At 32.0% G+C, this 23,631-nt stretch carries 26 protein-coding genes and 2 tRNA genes; 18 read left to right on the top strand and 10 right to left on the bottom strand.

The genetic code is table 11. From position 1 onward, the window contains the following. Positions 1-2 precede the first annotated feature (2 nt). Both JN168_RS09430 and JN168_RS09425 read left to right on the top strand, forming a co-directional pair. The gene (locus JN168_RS09430; protein ID WP_042739828.1) at positions 3-749 is read left to right on the top strand and encodes an esterase family protein; all 747 of its coding nucleotides are present in this window, start codon (positions 3-5) and stop codon (positions 747-749) included. Between the two features lie 85 nt (positions 750-834). After that, positions 835-1,344, top strand: a complete 510-nt coding sequence (locus tag JN168_RS09425; protein ID WP_042739829.1) for a YjcG family protein — start codon at positions 835-837, stop codon at positions 1,342-1,344. A 331-nt stretch (positions 1,345-1,675) separates the two neighbouring features. Here the strand turns inward: JN168_RS09425 and ltaA are convergent, their stop codons facing one another. Further along, positions 1,676-2,869: a lipoteichoic acid biosynthesis MFS flippase LtaA gene (ltaA, locus tag JN168_RS09420; protein ID WP_042739830.1), complete on the bottom strand. Its 1,194-nt coding sequence runs from the start codon at positions 2,867-2,869 to the stop codon at positions 1,676-1,678. Continuing rightward, positions 2,847-4,022, bottom strand: coding sequence for a diglucosyl diacylglycerol synthase (locus tag JN168_RS09415; RefSeq protein ID WP_042739831.1), 1,176 nt, complete (start codon positions 4,020-4,022; stop codon positions 2,847-2,849). The genes ltaA and JN168_RS09415 overlap by 23 nt, the downstream gene beginning before the upstream one ends. A gap of 431 nt (positions 4,023-4,453) precedes the next feature. Here JN168_RS09415 and JN168_RS09410 point away from each other — a divergent pair, with 431 nt between their 5' ends. From JN168_RS09410 to JN168_RS09380, 7 genes are all read left to right on the top strand, one after another. Continuing rightward, positions 4,454-5,938, top strand: a complete 1,485-nt coding sequence (locus JN168_RS09410) for a UDP-N-acetylmuramoyl-L-alanyl-D-glutamate--L-lysine ligase (protein ID WP_042739832.1) — start codon at positions 4,454-4,456, stop codon at positions 5,936-5,938. Then, a complete protein-coding gene (locus JN168_RS09405; protein WP_042739833.1) occupies positions 5,928-6,167 on the top strand; it encodes a YueH family protein in 240 nt (79 codons plus the stop codon). The genes JN168_RS09410 and JN168_RS09405 overlap by 11 nt, the downstream gene beginning before the upstream one ends. Positions 6,168-6,179: 12 nt before the next feature. After that, entirely contained in the window at positions 6,180-7,742 is a 1,563-nt protein-coding gene (locus tag JN168_RS09400; protein WP_042739834.1) for a peptide chain release factor 3, read from the top strand. A 467-nt stretch (positions 7,743-8,209) separates the two neighbouring features. Further along, the gene (locus JN168_RS09395) at positions 8,210-9,004 is read left to right on the top strand and encodes a TerC family protein (RefSeq protein ID WP_042739835.1); all 795 of its coding nucleotides are present in this window, start codon (positions 8,210-8,212) and stop codon (positions 9,002-9,004) included. A 517-nt stretch (positions 9,005-9,521) separates the two neighbouring features. Next, positions 9,522-11,450 carry a S1C family serine protease gene (locus tag JN168_RS09390; protein ID WP_229367099.1) on the top strand — a complete coding sequence of 643 codons (1,929 nt, stop codon included), beginning with the start codon at positions 9,522-9,524 and terminating at the stop codon, positions 11,448-11,450. Between the two features lie 18 nt (positions 11,451-11,468). Continuing rightward, on the top strand, positions 11,469-12,827 hold the full coding sequence (locus JN168_RS09385; RefSeq protein ID WP_279525833.1) for a TrkH family potassium uptake protein: 1,359 nt from the start codon (positions 11,469-11,471) through the stop codon (positions 12,825-12,827). A 196-nt stretch (positions 12,828-13,023) separates the two neighbouring features. Beyond that, the gene (locus JN168_RS09380; protein WP_042739838.1) at positions 13,024-14,532 is read left to right on the top strand and encodes a bifunctional metallophosphatase/5'-nucleotidase; all 1,509 of its coding nucleotides are present in this window, start codon (positions 13,024-13,026) and stop codon (positions 14,530-14,532) included. 102 nt (positions 14,533-14,634) lie between these two features. On the opposite strand, the gene JN168_RS09375 is transcribed toward JN168_RS09380, so the two are convergent. Together JN168_RS09375 and JN168_RS09370 are read right to left on the bottom strand one after the other, a co-directional pair. Then, a complete protein-coding gene (locus tag JN168_RS09375) occupies positions 14,635-15,237 on the bottom strand; it encodes a CPBP family glutamic-type intramembrane protease (RefSeq protein ID WP_042739839.1) in 603 nt (200 codons plus the stop codon). Between the two features lie 5 nt (positions 15,238-15,242). Continuing rightward, positions 15,243-15,428 carry a YkvS family protein gene (locus tag JN168_RS09370; RefSeq protein WP_042739840.1) on the bottom strand — a complete coding sequence of 62 codons (186 nt, stop codon included), beginning with the start codon at positions 15,426-15,428 and terminating at the stop codon, positions 15,243-15,245. Between the two features lie 199 nt (positions 15,429-15,627). On the opposite strand from JN168_RS09370, the gene lplA reads away from it, so the two are divergent. Further along, complete coding sequence (gene lplA / locus JN168_RS09365) at positions 15,628-16,617, top strand: lipoate--protein ligase (protein WP_279525832.1); 990 nt, start codon at positions 15,628-15,630, stop codon at positions 16,615-16,617. Positions 16,618-16,731: 114 nt separating this feature from the next. Here lplA and JN168_RS09360 read toward each other — a convergent pair whose 3' ends face one another. Continuing rightward, positions 16,732-16,950 carry an IDEAL domain-containing protein gene (locus JN168_RS09360; RefSeq protein WP_042739842.1) on the bottom strand — a complete coding sequence of 73 codons (219 nt, stop codon included), beginning with the start codon at positions 16,948-16,950 and terminating at the stop codon, positions 16,732-16,734. Positions 16,951-17,198: 248 nt separating this feature from the next. Between JN168_RS09360 and JN168_RS09355 the strand changes: the two genes are divergently transcribed. From JN168_RS09355 to JN168_RS09345, 3 genes are all read left to right on the top strand, one after another. Next, the gene (locus tag JN168_RS09355) at positions 17,199-17,762 is read left to right on the top strand and encodes a competence protein ComK (protein ID WP_042739843.1); all 564 of its coding nucleotides are present in this window, start codon (positions 17,199-17,201) and stop codon (positions 17,760-17,762) included. A 154-nt stretch (positions 17,763-17,916) separates the two neighbouring features. Next, positions 17,917-17,991: transfer RNA gene (locus tag JN168_RS09350), tRNA-Asn, on the top strand. A gap of 1 nt (position 17,992) precedes the next feature. Next, positions 17,993-18,081, top strand: a tRNA-Ser gene (locus JN168_RS09345). Between the two features lie 186 nt (positions 18,082-18,267). Here JN168_RS09345 and JN168_RS09340 read toward each other — a convergent pair. The 5 genes from JN168_RS09340 to JN168_RS09320 form a co-directional block, all read right to left on the bottom strand. Further along, the gene (locus tag JN168_RS09340) at positions 18,268-19,329 is read right to left on the bottom strand and encodes a site-specific integrase (RefSeq protein WP_279525831.1); all 1,062 of its coding nucleotides are present in this window, start codon (positions 19,327-19,329) and stop codon (positions 18,268-18,270) included. Between the two features lie 59 nt (positions 19,330-19,388). Then, complete coding sequence (locus JN168_RS09335; protein ID WP_279525830.1) at positions 19,389-19,949, bottom strand: hypothetical protein; 561 nt, start codon at positions 19,947-19,949, stop codon at positions 19,389-19,391. A 79-nt stretch (positions 19,950-20,028) separates the two neighbouring features. Then, the gene (locus JN168_RS09330) at positions 20,029-20,340 is read right to left on the bottom strand and encodes a hypothetical protein (RefSeq protein WP_279525829.1); all 312 of its coding nucleotides are present in this window, start codon (positions 20,338-20,340) and stop codon (positions 20,029-20,031) included. Positions 20,341-20,380: 40 nt separating this feature from the next. Further along, positions 20,381-20,818: an ImmA/IrrE family metallo-endopeptidase gene (locus JN168_RS09325; RefSeq protein ID WP_279525828.1), complete on the bottom strand. Its 438-nt coding sequence runs from the start codon at positions 20,816-20,818 to the stop codon at positions 20,381-20,383. Between the two features lies 1 nt (position 20,819). After that, positions 20,820-21,224 carry a helix-turn-helix domain-containing protein gene (locus JN168_RS09320; RefSeq protein WP_279525827.1) on the bottom strand — a complete coding sequence of 135 codons (405 nt, stop codon included), beginning with the start codon at positions 21,222-21,224 and terminating at the stop codon, positions 20,820-20,822. 162 nt (positions 21,225-21,386) lie between these two features. Between JN168_RS09320 and JN168_RS09315 the strand changes: the two genes are divergently transcribed. From JN168_RS09315 to JN168_RS09295, 5 genes are all read left to right on the top strand, one after another. Next, entirely contained in the window at positions 21,387-21,611 is a 225-nt protein-coding gene (locus tag JN168_RS09315; protein WP_279526276.1) for a DUF739 family protein, read from the top strand. A gap of 112 nt (positions 21,612-21,723) precedes the next feature. Further along, complete coding sequence (locus JN168_RS09310; RefSeq protein WP_279525826.1) at positions 21,724-22,227, top strand: hypothetical protein; 504 nt, start codon at positions 21,724-21,726, stop codon at positions 22,225-22,227. Next, complete coding sequence (locus JN168_RS09305) at positions 22,224-22,547, top strand: DUF771 domain-containing protein (RefSeq protein WP_107641475.1); 324 nt, start codon at positions 22,224-22,226, stop codon at positions 22,545-22,547. Before JN168_RS09310 ends, JN168_RS09305 begins: the two co-directional genes overlap by 4 nt. Positions 22,548-22,791: 244 nt before the next feature. Then, a complete protein-coding gene (locus JN168_RS09300; protein ID WP_042738300.1) occupies positions 22,792-23,016 on the top strand; it encodes a DUF2483 family protein in 225 nt (74 codons plus the stop codon). After that, the gene (locus JN168_RS09295) at positions 23,009-23,629 is read left to right on the top strand and encodes a Sak single strand annealing protein (protein ID WP_279525825.1); all 621 of its coding nucleotides are present in this window, start codon (positions 23,009-23,011) and stop codon (positions 23,627-23,629) included. Before JN168_RS09300 ends, JN168_RS09295 begins: the two co-directional genes overlap by 8 nt. The last annotated feature ends 2 nt before the right edge of the window (positions 23,630-23,631 follow it).

The raw sequence follows: 23,631 nt of genomic DNA, 5'->3' as shown, positions 1-23,631 counted from the left end.
TTATGTATGAATTTCAACCGGGAAACATTAATAAAATAGAATTTCCAAGTGAAATATTAGAAAGAGATGTCACGTTATCGATTTATTTACCTAAGGACTTTACTGAACTTTTTAAATATAAGGTTGTATTTTGTTTTGATGGTTTGGACTTTTTTAGTTTTGGTAGAATTCATCGAACATATGAGCAATTAAGAGCAGAAAATAAAGTTGAACGTGCTATATTTGTTGGTTTTCATTATGAAGATGTGGACAAACGCCGTGCTGAATTTCATCCACAAGGTGCTAGAACGCCATTAACTGTGAAAGCTGTTGCAAATGAAATATTGCCATTTATAGATCGAACATTTCCGACATTTAAAGTGGGTAATAGTCGCATATTATTAGGCGATAGTTTAGCTGGAAGTGTCGCATTGATGACTGCATTATCGTATCCTAGGGTATTTAGTCAAGTAGGTATGTTAAGTCCGCAACATGATGAGGTTATAACTACAATGTTTGACCGTTGTCAATTTCAAGAACAGCTTACTATATGGCACATTGTAGGGCTTGAGGAAGATGATTTTGAATTACCAACAACTGGTAAGCGAGCTGATTTTTTAACGCCGAACCGTGAATTAAATCAACTTATTGCAACATCTGGTGTTACATATCATTATTTCGAATTCGATGGCGGCCATAGATGGAAATCGTGGAAGCATTACTTAGACGATTTACTAATTTATTTTTTATCAGATAATATTTCTTTTTAATTATCTGAAGTAAATTTAGTTTAAAGTAACGAATTTTTAGAAAATTTGATATAATGAAAGTATGTTAAACAAAGGAGGAATTTAAATGATTTTAGGATTGGCATTAATTCCGTCGAAAGCATTTCAAGATGAGGTAAATGCATATCGTAAACGTTATGATAACCATTATGCGACAATTATGCCGCATATTACGATTAAGGGGCAATTTGAAATAGACGATAGTGAATTAGAGTCTGTAAAGGATGTCATTAAATCTAGACTTGAAGGTATTCCAGCTGTAGAGGTACATGCTACAAAGGCATCTAGTTTTGCTCCTACAACGAATGTCATTTATTTTAAAGTACAAAAAACAGAAGCGCTTGAAAAATTATTCAATCAGTTTAATAAAGGCGATTTTTATGGTGTAGCAGATCATCCATTTGTGCCTCACTTTACGATTGCTCAAGGACTTACAAGCCAAGAATTTGAAGATATTTACGGTCAATTAAAACTTGCGGGAATTGATTATAAAGAAACGATTGAACAACTTTCTTTAGTTTATTATGAGGAAAAAGAAGAAAAATGGAAGTTACTAGAAAGCTTTAATTTAGCTTAAGCTAAAGCCCATTAATTGTTAATCAACGTTTACTTGTTATATTTAGGAATTAAAAATAGTACCAGTTAATATATTATGGTGCTCAATGACTGATGGTCTCTATTGTTATATAGATAGGGGCCATCTTTTTTTGATTTTATTCAATAATTAAAATCAAAATATTGAAAGTAGAAGTATAATCCATTTTCGAAAATTAGATTTTCGAAGTAAATACAATTAATAAATGGAGCGAATAACAATATGCTAGTTATTAATATAAAAAATAGAGTTAATCCGCAATATGCGAACTAACTCTTATGTGGAAAATGGATTGTGATAATCCAAGCTATATTTAATCACGCTGTGCTTTTCTAACTTTAATAAAGTAAACACCATAGAAAATGGCTAGGAATAAAAAGACGAACGCTGAGAAATAAAATGTGTTATTAACAGATTTAGTGAATTCTGTAATCAATCCACCGACAATTGGACCAATCATAGAGCCGAAACCTTGAATACTATTAAATACACCCCATGTTTCCTCTTGTTCTTCCTGATGAATGTGACTTGCCATAAATGTATTCCAAGCTGGTAACAATAAACCATACATTAAACCAATAAATACTGCTAAAATCCATACAAGGTAAATATTTGTAATTAAAGATAGTGCAAATATCATCAATGTATAAAGTAAAAATCCACCAAAGATCATGCTATACATAAATTTGTGTCCATTATTATCAATAATCTTTGATAAAAACAACATTGAAAATGCACAAGCAATACCACCAAAGACGATAGCTAAAGTATATTCAACAGTAGAAACGCCTACCACTTTAGTTGCATATGTAGGTAAGATTGGTACTAACGCCGTAATTGACGCACCTTGTAATAAAATACCAGGAAATAGTAGTAAATGTCTCTTGGTTACATTTACAATTTGACCAACTTGTTGCTTTACAGGACGCGTATTATAGTTTGTTAATCTGATTTTTACAAAATAATATAGAATCCAAGCGATTAATACGACAAATGACATTAAAAAGGCGAATTGTGTAGGGTGGAATTTAAATATAATATTCATTCCAACCATTCCGACAAGTAAACCTAATAACCATGAAAAGTATACATAACCCATCTGTTTACCGCGATGGTTCTCATCTACACTAGCCAACATAATCACCCAGATTGGACTGACCGCAATACCGAGTAAAACAGCACTAAGTATTAATACAATTGGAGCAGTAGGGAACCATATAACTAAGAATAAGCTAACAAAGGCTAATAAAAAGCCTAGTGTTAATACGAGCTTTGCACCTAAACGCTTTAAGAGAAATCCTATCACAAAATTGGTTGCAGCATCAGCAATAAAATGAATAGAAATAGCAGTAGATGTTATACCTACCGCTATTGACGTTGCTGTTGGCAACAGCGATAGGTAACTTAACACGTACATACCTCTCGCAAATTCCATCAAAAATAGAATGATTAACATAATTATGAAATTTTTAGAAATGCCATTTTTATTTAACGAAGAGCTTTGCATATAAAGGAACCTTTCCGTAAACATCCTCATAACGAGATGAATGGTCAATTAAGTCTAATAAATCTATACATAATTTATACGTAGAATAAGGTATACGTGAATCATTCATTGCTTGCGACATTGAAGCTAAAGCTGTAGGTGTATTAGTTAAAGCTGCAACTTGTTTAATCGCTTCTTCAGGCGTATCTGCAATGCGGCCGTATCCCTTTTGCTCAAAGTAGAGTGCATTCTCTAGTTCTTGACCTGGTGCTGGATTTAAGAAAATCATTGGAATTTGTCGTGTTAATGCTTCAGAAATCGTAATGCCACCTGGCTTAGTAATCATAAGTTGACTCGAAGCCATCCATTCATTCATATGTTTGGTATAACCAAGAATTAAAACATTATCATAATCTTTAAATATTGCTGATAATGAACGTTTAAGTTCTTTACTCTTACCACAAATCATCACGACTTGTGAATGAGGACTGCTTTCAAGTATTTCTTGAATCATTTGATCAAAACCTTTAGATACACCAAATGCACCTGCCGACATTAAGATTGTTGGTTTATCTGGATCTAAGTTGTTCTGACGTAACCAAGTTGCTTTATCAATATCTTGTTCAAATTTATCTGAAATCGGAATACCTGTAACTTTAATTTGTTCTCTTGGAACACCAATATCCATAAATTCACTCTTCAACTCATCTGTTGCTACGTAGTATCTTTGTGAATGTGGGGTAATCCAGTTCTTCTGTAAGCGATAATCAGTCATAACAGTTGCGATAGGAATATTCATATCGAATTGTTCTGTGAGTACTGACATGACTGGTGTAGGAAAAGTTAATAAGATTAAATCAGGTTTTTCCTTTAATAACAGGTTAATCAATTTATTTAGTCCATAATACTTATAGAAACATTTATCTATTTGGTCTGGGCGACTATAGTAAAATGCCTTGTACATTTTTCTGAAATATTTAAAGCTATTAATGTACCATTTCTTACATATAGAAGTCAGAATTGGGTGAGCTTCTAAAAATAAATCGTGTTCAATAACAGTTAAATTGTCTAGATTCATTTCATTAAATTGATTTACGACACTTTGCGTCACCTGTAAATGACCATTACCAAATGAGCCAGTAATAATCAATATTTTTTTATTTTGAGTAACCATTAATAGCCACCCTCCAATAGTATAATTTATCTCATGCTAAGTTTAACGCATTTTTTTATCATGCGAAAGAAAAAACACAATAATTAAAGATTATATCATTTTACTTTACGATATGAAATAATTCATACTGAATCATGAGTTTATATAGCATAGAAATTATATTGTTTTATACATTACCCATACCACTAAAGTGAGATTATATGCCATGTATAAGTGGAATTAAGAAATATTATAAGAAAAATTAACATGGATAACATACAAAGTTAATATTATTAGTATATCGTACAAATTCAATCTATAGAATCAATTGAATATTGTGAACGATAATTATTAGCATTATATTTTAACTTTAAGAGAGTAACTATTAGATTCTATAAAATAAAACGAAAATGTGTATAATAGTAGTATTGGAAATAAAGGAGCGATTAAAGTTGGACGCGAATGTGTTATTTGAAAAAATTAAAGTAAAACAAGTCAAAGGAACATTAAATAGAGCGGTAGATGATATTACTACAGATTCAAGAACTGCAACAACAGGTAGTATATTTGTAGCTTCCAAGGGTTATACAGTCGATAGTCATAAATTTTGTCAAGATGTTGTTGATAATGGCTGCCAAATTGTTGTGGTAAATAGAACTTTAGATTTATCAGGTGATGTAACACAAGTGGTAGTTCCAGATACGTTAAGAGTTGCAAGTTTATTGGTTAATTTATTGTATCAATATCCAAGTAAGCAACTTGTTACCTATGGTGTGACGGGTACAAATGGTAAGACTTCTATAGCAACAATGATTCATCATATTTATAGAAAGCTTGGAAAAAACAGTGCTTATTTAGGTACCAATGGCTTTCAAATTAATGAAGATAAAACGAAAGGTGCAAATACGACTCCCGAAACTGTTGCACTAACAAAAAAGATAAACGAAGCGGTTGAAAAAAGTGCTGAAGCAATGACTTTAGAAGTTTCAAGTCATGGATTATCACTTGGACGTTTAAGTGGTGTAGATTTTGATGTTGCTATCTTTTCAAATTTAACACAAGACCATTTAGACTTTCACGGTACGATGGAAGCATATGGTCACGCTAAATCTTTATTATTTAGTCAATTAGGTGAGGATTTATCCAGAGAAAAATTTGCAATCTTGAATAATGATGATACATTCTCAGATTATTTGAGAACTGTAACACCATTTGAAACATTTACTTATGGTATTGAAAATGATGCACAGTTTAAAGCACAAAATATTATCGAATCATTACAAGGTGTGACTTTTGACTTTGTAACACCTGAGGGAACTAAAGTTGTAAAATCGCCATATGTGGGTCGCTTTAATGTTTCAAATATTATGGCTGCAATTATCGCTGTATGGAGTAAAGGTATTGCGATGCAAGACATTATTGAAGCAGTTGAAAATTTAGAACCTGTTGAAGGTCGTTTAGAAGTTCTAGATCCAGAACTACCAATTGATTTAATCATTGATTATGCACATACAGCTGATGGTATGGATAAATTAATTGATGCTGTTAAACCATTTGCTAAGCAAAGATTAATCTTTTTATGTGGCATGGCCGGTGAACGAGATATGACAAAGACACCAGAAATGGGCCGTGTTGCTTGCCGTGCTGATTATGTCATCTTCACACCGGATAATCCAGCAAACGATGACCCTAAAAAATTAACCGCTGAGTTAGCAAAGGGTGCAACACACAATAATTATATTGAATTTGAAGACAGAGCAGAAGGTATTCGACATGCGATTGAAATTGCAGAACCAGGTGACACAGTAGTACTAGCATCTAAAGGACGTGAACCATATCAAATTATGCCTGGACATGTTAAAGTACCACATCGTGATGATTTAATTGGTTTAGAAGCAGCGTATAAAAAATTTGGTGGTGGACCTGTTGAAGGTTAAAAATATACAATATAATGACATAAAATCACATGTCTATATATATGATAATAAAGTCGGGCAATGTTACATGATTGCGTTGCCTGATTTAAATTGGTCTCTAGAGATAGATATGTCTTTAAATGAGGATGAATTAAAGGAAGAAATTGTGATACACTTATTTACGTTATTAGATGAGGAGACGGCGAGTCGTATTGCTGATGACCTTATTCAATGGATAATTGAGAATTAAAGGAGATTATAAATGAGTATTAAGGAAGAAGTTGAATCAAGAAAAACCTTTGCAATCATTTCTCATCCAGATGCTGGTAAAACAACGTTGACTGAGAAATTATTGTTATTCGGTGGCGCGATTAGAGAAGCTGGAACAGTTAAAGGTAAAAAAAGTGGGAAGTTTGCAACAAGTGACTGGATGAAAGTAGAGCAAGAACGTGGAATTTCGGTAACAAGTTCAGTAATGCAATTTGACTATGATCATTACAAGATTAATATCTTAGATACACCTGGTCACGAAGATTTTTCAGAAGATACGTACAGAACACTTATGGCAGTGGATAGTGCAGTCATGGTAATTGACTGTGCGAAAGGGATTGAACCACAAACGCTAAAGTTATTTAAAGTTTGTAAAATGCGTGGTATTCCTATTTTTACTTTTATCAATAAATTAGACCGTGTCGGTAAAGAACCATTTGAATTACTAGACGAAATTGAATCTACATTAAATATTGAAACATATCCAATGAATTGGCCTGTGGGAATGGGGCAAAACTTCTTTGGTATTATCGATCGTGAATCACGTACAATTGAACCATTTAGAGATGAAGAAAATATCTTACATTTAAACGATGATTATGAACTTGAAGAAGACCATGCAATCACTAATGATAGTGCCTTCGAACAAGCGATTGAAGAATTGATGTTAGTCGAAGAAGCAGGAGAAACGTTTGATAATGAAGCGTTATTAAAGGGTGACTTAACACCGGTGTTCTTTGGCTCAGCTTTGGCTAATTTCGGTGTTCAAAATTTCTTGAATGCTTATGTAGATCATGCACCTATGCCAAATGCACGTCAAACAAACGAAGATGTTGAAGTAAGTCCATTTGATAAAGATTTTGCAGGATTTATCTTCAAAATCCAAGCTAACATGGACCCAAAACACCGTGATAGAATTGCATTTATGCGCGTTGTCAGTGGTGCGTTTGAGCGTGGTATGGATGTCACATTGCAAAGAACGAAGAAGAAGCAAAAGATAACGCGTTCAACTTCATTTATGGCAGATGATAAAGAAACAGTAAATCATGCTGTCGCAGGAGATATTATCGGTTTGTATGATACTGGTAACTACCAAATCGGAGATACTATTGTGGGCGGCAATCAAAAATTCAGCTTCCAAGACTTACCACAATTTACACCTGAATTATTTATGAAAGTTTCGGCGAAAAATGTCATGAAGCAGAAGCACTTCCATAAGGGAATTGAGCAGTTAGTTCAAGAAGGTGCGATACAATACTATAAAGCATTACACACTAATCAAATTATTATAGGTGCTGTTGGTCAATTGCAATTTGAAGTTTTCGAACATCGATTGAAGAATGAATATAATGTTGATGTTGTAATGGAACCAGTTGGTCAGAAGATTGCACGTTGGATTGAAAATGAAGATGCCATCAAAGATAATATGAGTACTTCTCGTTCAATTTTAGTAAAAGACATTTATGATAATTTTGTATTTTTATTTGAAAATGAATTTGCAACTAGATGGTTTGAAGAAAAGTTCCCAGATGTAAAATTATATAGTTTGTTATAATTCTAAAATTTGTGTATAATACGTTTATCAATAGAATACCTATGACTTTGTGGTCAGAGGGGAGTAACTCAACTGTTATATTTAAACAGCTTAATTAATGATATTTCGTCTATTATTGGTGAATATTGTTAACCTGTTTATAAATAGAGTCATCTTATCGTCATTACGAAGATGATTGGTTTAGCATTGAACCGTAACTCATTCAGTTATTGGTATAGTGTCGTAGATATATGTTATGGATAAATGAGCATGTATCATATAAACGACTGTATAATGTTAAGTCAGTTTAATTTTCCGGTAAGGTGGGCAACAGCTGTTGTCGAGTGAGACCTTTGCTATAAGTGAAATCGTTTTTATTTTTTGTGCTATTTTTTATTTTAAAATAAACAATTAATATCTTGGGATTTGCACTGACTTAGCTTAGGTCTCTATTTTTATGCTTAAATTTAAAAGGGAGTTGTACAAAGATGGATGCGAGTTTGATTTTACAATATTCGTGGGTATTAATCGTATTAGTCTTCTTAGAAGGCTTGTTGGCTGCGGATAATGCCGTAGTTATGGCTGTGATGGTAAAGCATTTACCGCCTGAACAAAGAAAGAAAGCATTATTTTATGGTTTATTAGGTGCATTGATTTTCCGTTTTATTTCATTATTCTTAATCAGTATTATTGCTCACTTCTGGTGGATACAAGCACTAGGCGCAATTTACTTAATCTACATGTCAATTAAGAATTTAGTCGCCTTCTTTAAAGCTAAAGATAGTCACGAACAAGAAGGTGGCGACGATCATCATTATGATGAAGATGGTGAGGAAAAGAAAGCCAGTCCAAAGGAATTCTGGGGTACAGTACTTAAAGTTGAATTTGCTGATATTGCCTTTGCGATTGATTCGATGTTAGCAGCCCTTGCAATTGCTGTTACATTACCAAAGGTTGGTATTCATTTTGGCGGGCTTGATTTAGGTCAATTCATCGTTATGTTCTTAGGTGGTATGATCGGTGTTGTAATTATGAGATTTGCAGCATCATGGTTTGTTAACTTGTTGAATAAATATCCTGGTTTAGAAGGTGCTGCCTTTGCCATCGTAGGCTGGGTAGGTATTAAATTAGTTATCATGGTCTTATCACATCCTGATATAAAAATCTTGCCAGAAGAGTTTCCACATACAGCATTATGGCAATCTATTTTCTGGAGTGTCATGATTCTATTGGTAATTATCGGTTGGTTAACTTCATTAAGAAAAAACAAAAAAAACAACTAATATAATAATGGTGGATATAGAGTATCGCACTAGTAAAGTGTCAACCCAAGAGATGTATTCTTTTGGGTTGTTTTTTTATTAATAACTAGTTTGTTGGGAAACTTAGGACAATATTTTGTAACAATCATCATATACTTTGTATAGAGGTTCTAAATTTTATATGTTGTACATAGGCGTTTCTCAATAATATACAATCGATACAATTTATGACAAATACACAAGAATATAGCCGTGGATTTTATAAATAGAATTCACAATGTTAGATTTATCTATAGTTGGAGTATCCAGGATGAAATTTTATAAAAATAATACATAATTAGATGAACAAAGTGGTAAGCATGTAGGGTATAGAAATTAACGTTATTTTTAAAATTATGTTCACTTAGTTAGAAAATTATGCCGAAAGTGATTATAATCAAATTAAATCTACTTTTATAAAACAAAATAAAGAAGAAATATTAATTTTAATATGGCATAATAGAAAGATAAGGTATATGTAGTTTTAGGGGGAATTATGATGGCGAACAATAAAAAACATGTCATCCCAAAAGCCAAATATGGTCGGAAAAGAAGGGAATACTTTCACAATGAAGAGCGGGAACAACGTCTTCAACAAGAACGGCAAGAGCAAAAGGAACAGGCAGCGAAGGAACAAAAGCTTGCCAAAAATAATGAAGAGCGCGTGAAAGATAATTTAAGGAAAGCAAGAATTGAGAAGTTAACTCAAGAAGAAATTCAGCAACAACAAGCAATAGCAGCTGCTAAGCAGAATGAAACTCAAGCTGACGCAAAGGATATAGATATGCCTTCAAAGCAGGAAGAAGATGCAAAAAATAAATCTTCTGAGCAACTAGCATCAGAGTCTAAAGCGCAGTCTTCAAATGAGAAACAGCAGAAATTAAGAACTGATAAAAATATTCATGACGGAAAGACGAATAAAAATCCTAAAGAAGAACATTTAATGTCAAATGGAAATCAACAACCACATCATTCTAAAGCTCAATATAATGATGCAGAGCGTGATGGTAAAGAAAAGGATCAACCAGAGACAACTGCACATGATAAAACAACACATGATAAAACAACAACTAATAAAGCAAAAACTGATTATACAACAACAGATAATAAAAAAGAAAGTGCAGCTATTGCTACAGATAAACAGCAAGATTATTTCTATTCGGAAGAAGCACAAAAACATCGCGTGAATAAATATGTTGATGATGAGAAAGACTATCGTTACAATTCAGCTCAAAATACATCACAAAGAGATGAAGGCAAACAACATCAGAATGCGTCAACAAAGATTAAACATTTCTTTAAAACATATTGGGCTCAAATATTAATTGTAGTTGCAGTTATACTTGTACTTACATTAATAAATGCAATATTCTATAATGTTGATCAAAGTGGTAAGACGAAAGATAGTATATTCCAAAGTAATAAAGATGATAATAAAACTTATACAGCAACAATGAAAAATGCCAATAATGCAATTCATTCGGTAGTAACAGTAGATAACGATACATCAAGTGGAGACTCATCTGCAGATAAGGAAACACAGGAAGCGGATAAACAAAATGAACTTGGTTCAGGTGTCGTCTACAAAAAAGTGGACGACTCTATTTATGTTTTAACCAATGCGCATGTTGTTGGAAATAAAAAAGAGCAAAAAATTACATATGGTAATGATAAGATTACAATTGGTAAAGTAATCGGTTCTGATAAATTTTCAGATATTGCAGTAATCAAAGCAAAAGTGAAGGGTAATCAAGATGTAAAACCGATGAAATTGGGTGATTCAAGTACACTTGTACTAGGTGAACCTATTATTGTTGTCGGCAATCCACTAGGAAATGACTTTAAAGGTAGTGTATCTGATGGTATTATATCCGGGTTAAATAGACATGTTCCGGTAGATATTGATAAAGACAATCAATATGACGTGCTGATGAATGCATTTCAAATGGACGCTCCGGTTAACCCTGGTAATTCAGGTGGGGCTGTTATTGATAGAAATGGGAAACTTGTTGGTATTGCATCGTTAAAAATAGATATGGATAATGTGGAAGGTATGGCCTTTGCAATTCCAATTAATGATGCACAATCTATCGCAAAGCAATTGGAAACTAAAGGTAAGGTGAACTATCCAAATACGGGTGTTAAAATTGTAAATGTTGCAGATCTTGATGATGCTGCTCGTTCTACAATAAACTTGCCAAATGATGTAAATAAGGGTATAGTCGTAGCCGATATTAAAAAAGATTCTCTTGGTGATAAATCTGGCTTGCAAAAAAATGATGTCATAGTAGAATTAGATGGTAAAGATGTTGAAGATAATCTAAGATATAGACAGATCATTTTTGCGCATAAAGATGATTTAAAGACATTGCCAGCAAAAATATATAGAGATGGTAAGGTTAAAGATATCAACATTAAATTGAAATAACGTTGGGGTGAATATAGATTGTCCATTTTCAATCAATTATTAAAGAAATCTAGCCCACAACAAGGGATTGTATTATATTATCTTGTTGCGATTATCGTAGCGTTCTTATTGCTTAATTTGCCATTTGTTCATAAACCGGGCGTACATGTCGACCCGGTTGATTCTTTATTTGTGGCCGTATCGGGCGTTAGTGTTACAGGGCTTACACCAATCAATATTGCTAATACATATAGTACATTTGGACAAATCATCATTATGATTATATTAAATATTGGTGGTATTGGTGTCATGGCAATTGGTACAATGCTATGGGTTGTGTTGGGCAAACATATTGGTATGCGCGAGCGTAGATTAATCATGTTAGATAATAATAAAGATACAATGAGTGGTACAGTTAAGCTGATTTTAGAAATTGTGAAAACAATCTTAATGATTGAGCTTATTGGTGCAGCATTGTTAACTTTTTATTTTTATCGAGATACACCTGATTTACAATATGCCATCATGCAAGGTGTGTTTGTTGCTGTTTCAGCAACTACTAATGGCGGATTAGATATTACGGGTCAATCTTTGATTCCTTATGCTAGTGATTACTTTGTGCAAACTATAGTGATGTTTTTAATTGTATTGGGTTCTATAGGTTTTCCTGTGTTATTAGAAGTTAAAGCATATATAAAAAACAGAATTCCAAACTTTAGATTTTCACTTTTTGCAAAGATAACAACAGTTACTTATTTGGCATTATTTGTCTTTGGAACGATTATTATCTTGTTATTAGAACATAATCATTCATTTAACCATATGTCATGGCATAAGTCATTATTCTACGCACTGTTTCAATCTGCATCCACAAGAAGTGCAGGTTTGCAAACTATAGATGTCAGTCAATTTGGTGAAGGTACGAACGTAATTATGAGTATTCTGATGTTTATTGGTTCTTCTCCAAGTTCAGTAGGTGGGGGAATAAGAACCACAACATTTGCGATATTGATACTATTTTTACTTAACTTTAGTAATACTGCGGAACGTACATCAATAAAGGCATTTAATAGAGAGATTCATGCTACAGATGTTCAACGATCATTTGCAGTTTTTACAATGGCTTCAATATTAACCTTTACGAGCATGATTGTTATACTAGTAGTGGAAAATGGAAAACTAAGTTTTTTACAAGCATTCTTTGAGGTCATGTCAGCCTTTGGTACTTGTGGTTTATCATTAGGAATAACTGGTGATGTGAGTAGTACGACGAAGCTGATATTAATGTTATTGATGTTTATCGGTCGTGTCGGTTTGATAAGCTTCATCATTATGATTGGTGGCCGAAGAGAACCCGATAAATTCCATTATCCAAAGGAACGCGTTCAAATCGGATAGATACGTTAATTTATATTCAGTTTAAATATTGATAGGATAGGCATAACGGTATTAGAATTATTTCTAATGAAAACGTTGTGTCTATCTTTTTTATTGCTTAAAATAATAAGCATATTAGAAAATTTTTATTAGTGTTGAAATTAGTGTCAACAAAAAATATATCATGTTAAACTGTTGTTAATGAGGAGAGAGGCTTATGAAACAAAGTGAAAAAATAGCGATTGATGTTATCACAACTTCAGATATGCACAGTCATTTCCTTAATGGCGATAATGGCTCGAATATCTATCGAGCAGGCACATATGTAAATAAAGTAAGAAATGAAAACAAGCATGTTATTTTATTAGATAGTGGCGGCAGTTTGGCAGGATCATTAGGTGCATTTTATTATGCTTTGGTAGCTCCTTATAAAAGGCATCCAATGATTAAATTGATGAATGCAATGCAGTATGATGCGAGTGGAATTAGTCCCAATGAATTCAAATTTGGACTGTCCTTTTTCTCGAGATCTATTGCGTTGTCTAGATTTCCATGGTTATCAGCAAATATCGAATACCAACAAACACGCGAGCCATATTTTTCAACCCCTTATACAATTAAACAAATAGAAGGGGTTAAGATAGCCATAGTCGGTTTAACTTCAGACGGATTGATGGAACGCGAGCATTTTGAAATGGAAGAAGACGTTCAGATAGAGAAAACATTACTTTCTTCTAAACGCTGGATTCGTTATATTCATGAGACGGAAATGCCAGACTTTCTTATTGTTATTTATCATGGTGGCTTGAATCAATTGAATAAGTCCGGTAAAGAACGCGAAGAAAAGGTAAATGAAGCGGAAAAAATCATGCAAACGCTTGGTGTTATTGATTTACTTATTACAGGGCACCAACATCAAACCTTTATAGGTAGAGATGATCAAACACTATATGTACAAGCAGGACAAAATGCAGAGCAATTAATTCATGTGAATATTAATTTTAAAAAACGCACAAGTTCGTATGAATTGGAAAATGTTGACTCACATATTGTCGATTTAAATGAGTACGAAGAAGATGAACATTTATTGCATTTAACACATTATGACCGTAAAGCTGTTGAATATTGGTCAACAGAGACGCTAACCAATCAAGGGGTAAATGTCACTGTTGATGGTTTGGCCGATGTTATATGTAAACCACACAAATTTACGCAACTACTACATGATAGTATTAGATTGAAATATAATTATGATATTTCCTGTGTTCATTTACCTACAAATGGAGAAAGTGGCTTAACAGAAAGTGTGACAAATGGCTCCTTGTATTATGCATATCCTCACCCAGATGTACCAGTAGATTTAACATTAAAAGGTCAGCATATTAAAGATATACTTGAATATGGATATTCACATATTGAATTTAGCGATGGAAAATTGAGCCTGACTATTATTGATGAAACGCTTTGTACATTTTGGCAAGGTGTAGATTATACTATAGATATGAACGCAAAACCTTTTGATAGGGTTACGTTAAATAATATTAAATTGGATCATGTCTATAGAGTAAGTATGACAGACTATTGTTATAGAAATTACCGCCAATATTTAGAAAATGCCGTCATACATGATACAGGTGATGTTACTATGTTTGAGTTAATATCAAAAAATTTAAAAGATGAAACATATACCATTAAACAACAGCAAACATTTAATGTCCTCACATAACGAAAGCAGCTAGGCATTGGGTAACATAAAATGTTTGAGAATACAAAAAAGCAGGTTACTATGCATTAGAGCGGTAACCTGCTTTTTATCTTAATTATTAAACTATGCGTGGAATAATAGAAGAATTACAACAGCAACAATTTGAGCTACTACAGACGTTGCAATTCTTCGTGTATAAAGATAACTTATTGAAAGAACGATTTGAACTAAGAATACGAAAAATACAATCCACATCTTATCTAGATAGAAAAATAATGAAGCCGAACATAATGCCGAAATAATTACACCTATCCAGCCTGGGATATTTAATTTAAGTAATTCCTTTTGCAAAACCGTTCTCATATAAAGTTCATGACACGGTATAACAAAAACTAATGTTACTAACATTTGCCATTTAAAATATACACCAGTTCTTGTCAATTCTTTAATTAATTCTGAGTATTTCAAATCAGCAACCATTGCCGATGTAATAAGCTGTATGAGAATGAGTACCACACCAACTAATATCCCTATACCTAGTGATGTAAGGAGGCGCTTGGATTCAATATCTCTTTGGTAAAAAACATAACTTATGCCTGCAATTAACATAATGCCTGTGTACAGATACCAATATACTTGCTTTTCACCCCACATAACATACAAGATGACGTGAAAGATAATAAAGCTTATTACAAACCATATTAAAGCTTTTGACATTTTATTCATTGAGCTTAACCTTCTTGTTCAACGATTTTGTATCGTTTATGATTAATGACAGTCTTCTCTGGCAAGTCTAGATCATTGAAGTTCTCCATAATTGTTAGATCAACAATTACTGAATTATCATTAATTTTTTCTACGCGGCCTTTTAATCCGTCATAAAATTCTACTATATTTCCAACTTCTGCAACAGTCATCTTTAATCCTCCCTAGAAATGCTAACTAGATAGTATTATACAAAAAAATCATCTACAAATAAACAAAAAACCATTAAATTGCATGTTCATAAAGTGATTTTAAATTTATTTGAAATTTTGGAGTGAATGATTGGCATTTTAAGTGAAAATGTAGCATAAATATTATAAGGGCGTATTTATGGGAAAAGGAGTGGAACAAATGAAATTTATTAGCAACAATGACATCACAGATCCAACACTTAATTTAGCAATGGAAGAGTATGTTTTGAAACATATGCCCAATGATGATAGCTATTTTTTATTTTATGTAAATAGACCATCTATTATAATTGGTAAAAATCAAAATACAATCGAAGAGGTCAATCAACCATACATTGATGAACATGGTATAGATGTGGTGCGACGAATTTCTGGTGGGGGCGCTGTATATCATGATACGGGCAATTTAAACTTTAGTTTTATCACAGATGATGATGGCAATAGTTTCCATAATTTTAAAAAGTTCACAGAACCAATTGTTGAAGCCTTAAAAAGTTTAGGCGTTGAGGCTGAACTTAGTGGAAGAAATGATATACAAGTAGGGAATGCAAAAATTTCGGGAAATGCAATGGTCAAGGTGAAAGAACGTATGTTTAGCCATGGTACACTTATTTTAAATAGTGAACTGGATGAAGTACAAAATGCCTTAAGAGTAAATCCAGCAAAAATCAAATCTAAAGGAATTAAATCTGTCCGCAGTAGAGTAGCTAATATTGTTGAATTTTTAGATGAACCTATTGATATTGATACCTTCAAAGAAATTATTTTAAAAACAATTTTCGGTGAAACAAATCAAGTTGAAGAATATAAACTAACTGATGAAGATTGGGCGAATATTGAACAATTAAGCAATGAAAAATATCGCACTTGGGATTGGAATTATGGCAAGAATCCAAAATATAACTTTGAGCGTGAGGAAAAATTTGAAAAAGGTTTTGTTCAAATTAAGCTAGATGTTAAAAAAGGTAGAATTGAACATGCGAGAATATTCGGTGATTTCTTTGGTGAAGGTGATATAACAGAATTAGAAGCAGCTCTAGAAGGCACTTTACATGATTTTAATAGTATAGAAGAAGCGTTAGCTGATTACGATATACACCATTACTTTGGTGCAATTGATAGAAACGAATTAATTAGATTAATGTCTTAATAATTGAACAAATAATTCATACAAATGAATATATAAAATACGAAAAGGTCTATCCACCGACAATATCAACTGATAAGTAGGGATAGACCTTATTTTAAATGGCAATCGATTAAATTATCCAACGAGAAATTCCTCCAAGTTTTTGTATTCATCTGTATAGCGTTTGAAATCATTCTCGTTTTTATTTTTTAGAGCATCGTCTATTAAATGTTCTAACTCATGCTTACGAACGTTACGTAGTGATTCATCAATTATTAGTTCGATACCCAAATCATTGATAGTAGATACAAAGGACTCTAATGTATTATATTTAACATGTGTGTTATGTTTCATTTTAACCACTGCCTTTCTATATATTTACATGTAGTATACAGTTTTTTTATATTGAAATCAACAAATATTCTGACTATTCCGAAAAAATAAGTGTAAAATGCAACTTTCAAAAAATAAAAAATGGCAAAAACTTTTTTACGAAATTTAAGTTGATGGTAATTAAGAAAGAATTTTATATTATTTTATTGATTTTAAATTCTTAATGTTATATTATTTGCTTATCACCAAAGTGTAAGGAGGCATCAATTATGAATTTGCATTATGTAATTAAAAAAGGTGATATGGCATTGCAACCTTGTAATGTGTCATTTGGTTTGTTAGAAGGTACCCGGGTGTTTAAATATAAGGATGAATGTACAGTAATCAAAGATCGAACACCTAAAATTATTGATCGGTCATGTAGGTTTTACGGTAGTAGTTATAATTTTAAAAAAGAGGATACAATGCGAATTACAGGCATTAGTAGTAAACCACCACTTCTATTTACTCCATTATTTCCCACTTATTTTTTCCCAACTCACTCTGATAGAAAAGACGAAAACACATGGATTAACATTCACTATGTTGAACAAATAAAGCCACTAAAGGATAAAAAATGTAAAGTTATCTTTGTAGATGATCAAACGATAACAGTTAATATCTCTGCTCACAGTATGCATCATCAATACTTGAATGGTATATATTATTACTACATGATGGATAGAGCAGCTAGAGTAGCTACATTTGATCCTGATTCCCCAATTGATTATACAAAACCACAATTAAATATTTATGAAGCATTAGCCAAATACTCTTTATTCGAGCACAAATAGCTAACGAAAATGAATTTTAAATGTAAAAGATAAAGTATGTGGAATATTATATTAAATTAGTGTAAATATTCCGCATATTTTTTTAACATTTATACTTGAAAAATCTGCTGTTATTGATATAATTATATTTGTGCTTGATAAGAGAACACATTAATCCACAGTAGCTCAGTGGTAGAGCTATCGGCTGTTAACCGATCGGTCGTAGGTTCGAGTCCTACCTGTGGAGCCATGGAAACGTACTCAAGTTGGCTGAAGAGGCGCCCCTGCTAAGGGTGTAGGTCGCGAGAGCGGCGCGAGGGTTCGAATCCCTCCGTTTCCGTACATAGTTAAAAATACATGAAATTCTGTTAAGCAGAATACACGAAGAACGTTGTCATTACAGCGTTCTTTTTATTTTTGTCAAAAATATATAAAAGTCTGTTTTTAAAATTTTGGTCATCGAACGGACAATATGACCATTTATATTTAAATGTTGTCCGTTTAGTTGTCCACCTTGTTTTTTAACCTAAAAATCAACAACTTGATTCAATTTGTTATCTTCTTCAGCTTTGGTTTCTTCTAATAGATGGCTATAAACCCGCCATGTTATTTCAATATTTGCATGACCCAATCTTTTGCTAATATATTGTATTGTTAATCCTTTGCTTAAAAGCATAGACGCGTGGGTGTGTCTTAATGCGTGTAATGTATAATTTCCTACACCAGCATCTAAAAGAAACTTTCTAAAAGTATTGGTAACTGCTTTATTACTGATTAAATTTGCACCTGTATTAAAAATATATGCTGTTCTGTCTATGGGTAAAGGTCTTTCATTTAATACATTTTGGATGTGTTGCATATCTTTATCTGTAATCGTAACAATTCGATCTGATGATTTTGTTTTTGTACCTTTTAAATGTATTGTCGAATCTTTTTTATTCAAATCTTCATATTTTAATTTTTGTACTTCTCCAAATCTAGCACCAGTAGCAATTAATATAAAAATCGCCAAATATGATAATTCATTTTTACTTTTAGAAAATGCCTTTAAATTCTTGTAACTTGTTAAGTTTAAAAATTTAGCTTCTTCATTTTTAGTAGCTTTCTTTTCATATATAGGTGCGTTCCAAGTTGGATCACGTTGTATAAGTCCATCATTAAGTGCGTCTTTAAAAGCTTGTGAATAACAATTATTAAGTTTCATTACACTCTGCTTTGTTCTTCCTTCTTTTCGTCCGCCTACAAATTGACCTTCAGCGTATTCTTTTAACATTTCACGATATTTTAATTGTGTAATATCTTTGATTTTAATGTTTCCAAATTTTTCATCGAAAATATTTAGTGCATTCGTATACCTATTAAGTGTTGATTGTGATACACGATTTTCTTTATTGACTTTAATCCAATTATCAAAATAATCTATGAAAGAAATATCCGAAGTAATTGTTGTACTATTAGTGACTTCATTATATATTTCATTCATCGCAATAGTTGCTTCTTTTTTCGTTTTAAATCCACGTTTTCTATATCGTTTTTTATCGTATCTAAAATCGTATTCCCATGTTTTTCCTACTTTTTTTACATTCATATTCTAATTCCTCCTAAAAAAGATAAAAATATATAGGGCAGTACGGAACTGCCCGAATTTTACTTGATGTTTTTATTTAAATGATATTCTTCTGCATAATCTTTAGTATTATTCATAACGTTAGATTTATTTTCACTATTTAAGTTTCTAACAGTTTCAGCATCCCATTTTGTTCTAAGTTGAACAGCTTCTATTTCTTTCATTTTTTGTGTTTCAACTTTTTGCATAACTGTTACTTCAATATCGCTAACATTAATGTCAGATTTTTTGAGTTCTAGTAATGATTTAACTATTCCAGTATCCATTGATTTGATACGATTTTTATTAGTAACTCCATCATAATCTTTCAAAAAGATAATTATTTTATCTTCGCTTTCATTTAACTTAATTGATTTAAAATGATTTTTCCCAATAGAATTTTTGATGTTAGCGGAAAGCTTCTCTTTAGGTGAAGCATTTTTACTTACTGTTACTTTGTTATCTTCATTATTCGTTTCTTTTTTGCTATCATCTCCTCCGAATAATGATGTGATTAATACTATAATTACAACTATTACAGCTATAACTAATGCACCAATGCAACCAATGGCATTGTTTGGTTTTTTCTTGTCGTGTGCCATATAACATTCTCCTTAATAATAAATATAATACTGTTTTTATTATAATATAGGTTGCAATGAAAGTTTAGATATTTTTTATTTATTCAAATTCAATTTCATAAAGCGATTCATTAATCTGTTCATACATTTCATATTTTTCTAAATAATCAATCCATACATTTGCAGGTTTCTTCTCATGTTCTTCAACTACTGATTTAACTTTTTCATATATGCTTTTTATTAAATCTTTATACATATTATCAGCAGCTCTCTCGATTTTAGCTTCTGACCATCGTTTTTTGGGTGGTCTTCTTTTATCTTTATCTAATTGATAATTAATTGCTCTATCATAAAAACTATCTAGTGCAGGCAATCTATCTTCGATATGTTCTTGAAACTCTTTTAAATTCATTTTAATTTCTCCTTTTTCAGAACGTATGTTCTATTTTGTGTCAAAAAAATATATCTTCTAATTCTGGTAACAAAGATACACCTTTTTTTAACCTATAATGATTACATGCTCCCACTATAAATTCGTCAGTCACTTCAAAATGTACTGCCATTTCATGTACAGTTATAATGCCAAATTCATATAAAGTATTAATTTTTTCTAAGGGAATAAGGATTTCATAAGCTTTACGTCTTGCGTATGTTTCAAATTTTCTATTTATAAAAATCCTTTGGTTTAAAATATCGCCATATGTAAAATAATGGTGTGCTATTTCTTCTGCTAAAACCTCCAGTTTACGTTCTTGTGATAAATTTTTATCTATTAACAACGTACCATTACAATAAAACCCCTCAAAATCCCCGTCCAAACTTTTACAATCATCAATAAATATTCCGTCCATCCCATCAAATGTCATAACCATTTCTTCATATCTATACATTTTATTCCCCCTTATCTGAATTTTGCTGTTCTAAACGTTTTCGTCTAACTTCTTCAGCGTATTCAATGATTTTTTGAACTTCTTCTTCAGTGAAATCACCATCTATATGCGCTGCTACATTTAAAGATTGGTTATTCACTTCATTTCTCTTTTTATCAGGAATACGATTTTTAGGAACATCAAAACCTAACAGCCAAGCTTCACTTACATCTAATACTTTAGCAAGAACGTAAAGTTTATTTTGACCAGGTTTAACTTTCCCATTTACATATTGGCTTAAATCGGTTTTTGAAATTTTTACACCAGTATCTTCAAAATATTTCTTTGATTTTTCTACAATATCAACTTGTTTTAAGTTTGAAGTGATCATTGCTTCTTTTAAACGATTACTAAAGTTAGAATTCATAGGCTTTATCTCCTTCATTAATATAGTTACATTATAAGACTGATTGAACAAAAGTTCAATAGAAAAGTTCAATTTTTTTGAACATAATTGTTGTAATTGGTAAATGCCTGTGTTAAATTATTTGTAGTTCAAAGTTGTTGAACTTAGAAAGAGGTGAAAATGATGCAATTTAATTATTCAGCTCTTAATGGAAAGATAGTAGAAAAGTTTGGGAGTCAATATGCTTTTTCATATGCGATGGGGTTATCGGAAAGAAGCCTGTCATTGAAATTAAATGACAAAGTAGGTTGGAAACAAACAGAAATAGTTAAAGCATGCGAATTACTATCCATTCCTTTAGAAGAGCTACAAATATATTTTTTTAACTTTGAAGTTCAAAATAGTTGAACTTTTAAAGTTAAATAAAAAGAAAGGATGATTTTTTATCAAAAAAACTATGATTAAATACCTCTTTTACGAATTAGATAAGACGGACAAAGAGATAGCAGGCATATTCAAAGTGACGCGTTCAACTATAACGCAGTATAGGAAATATCATGGTATTAAAACACCAATCACAACAGGTCGTAAAGGTGAATTAAAAGCAATTTTTAAATTAACAGATTTAGGTTTTGATGTTGTTGACATGAACGATGAATCAAAGTTAGCAGAATACGATTTACTTATTAATGATGAAATAAGAATAGAAGTGAAAACATCGAAGTTAAGAAAAGATAAAAGATTTAATTTCGCATTATCTGAAAGACCAGAGAACGGGAACATTGCATCTGAGAATCGAAGAATACTCGAATGTGGTCGTACTAAGAAAATATACAGAAATACAGCTGATTATTTCATATTCGTTGGTTTGGAAGGAGAGAAAGCATCATTTTGGATAATTCCTACTAATGAAGTTGATGAAAATAAATCAGGTATATCATTCAGCAAAAATAGTAGAAGTTATGCAAAATACAAAAATGAGTTCGACTTAATAGATAACGAAGCATTGGAGGAAATGGAATGAGTGATTTACAAACAATTAACGTGACTGTACCAATACCGGAAACGCACATAATCATTTCTAAAGTAGAATACCAAGAACTTATCGATAATAAACCTATTAACATGACATTAACAGAAGTAGCAGAAACGTATCTTACTACAAAAGCATGGATAGTCGACAACATCATTAAAGACGATTATTTCAAAAGAAAGATAGCACCGTTTTCACAATTTCCAAATCCAGATGGAAAAGGTAAATATTTATTTAACAGAAAGAAAATGCGTCAATTTTTAGAAGATTATGATGAAGAAATTAAAGAGAGAGCTAAAAGAAAATTTTAAGGAGAGATAACATGAAACATATTTTAGCATGGTCAACTGCAATACTAAGCACAATGATTTTCTCAATGATAACTTTTGATTTTCATTACAGTGTCGTATTCGCAATCTCAAGCTACATTGGTAGTTACGCATTTTGGAACACATATTATGCAGAAAAAAAGACCGCTAAGCGCGCCAACGCTTAACAGTCCAAGATTTAGTAAATTTCACAACTTAAATATACACGGATAGAGGTGTTTCGTCAATGACAAAAGAAACAGTGACATATTTAATCAGACACAGAGAAATGCCAATATACGTCACTAATAAACCTAGTGATAGTAACCCTGAAATTAGTTACTCAACGCAGTTTAGTAGAGCAAGAGAGTTTAACGGTTTAGATGAAGTGACAATTGATATGTCATATCACATGGCGATTAAACATACACATATAGAAGAAGATAAATATGAGGAGTTAGATTATGAGTGAAAAAACATTATTTGAACAGTTAAACACAATTAACGTAACTGATCATGTTGAAAAGAAGAATGGTTTTAACTATCTAGCTTGGACACATGCACATGAACAACTTAAAAATGTTGACCCTAACTATGAAATAAAGATACATGAGTTTCCACACCCGGATATAGTAAATGACCAAGTATTCGTACCTTATCTAGCAACTCCGGAAGGCTATTTCGTAAAAGTATCAATCACATTGAAAGGTGTGACTGAATCAGAATGGCTACCAGTATTAGATTTTAAAAATAAACCACTATCTAAAGGTCAAGCTACTACATTCGATATCAACAAGGCTCAAAAACGTTGTTTTGTAAAAGCAGCAGCATTACATGGTTTAGGTCTATATATCTATAATGGCGAAGAATTACCGAATGCTAGTAGTGAAGATGCACAAGAACTTGAAGCTAAGATAGCTGAATTTGTACGCATTTCACAAGAAAAAGGAAGAGACGCCACACTTGAAAAAACAATGCGTTGGCTAGGCGTTGAAAATATTAATAAATTAAGTGGCAAAGGCTTGGCAACAGCAAACGCAAAACTAGATGCAGGATTAAAACAATTAGACAAGGAGAACGAATAATT

It is taken from the genome of Staphylococcus gallinarum (genome assembly GCF_029774255.1).
Lineage (GTDB): Bacteria > Bacillota > Bacilli > Staphylococcales > Staphylococcaceae > Staphylococcus > Staphylococcus gallinarum.
This window is presented reverse-complemented; position numbering and strand designations above follow the sequence as displayed.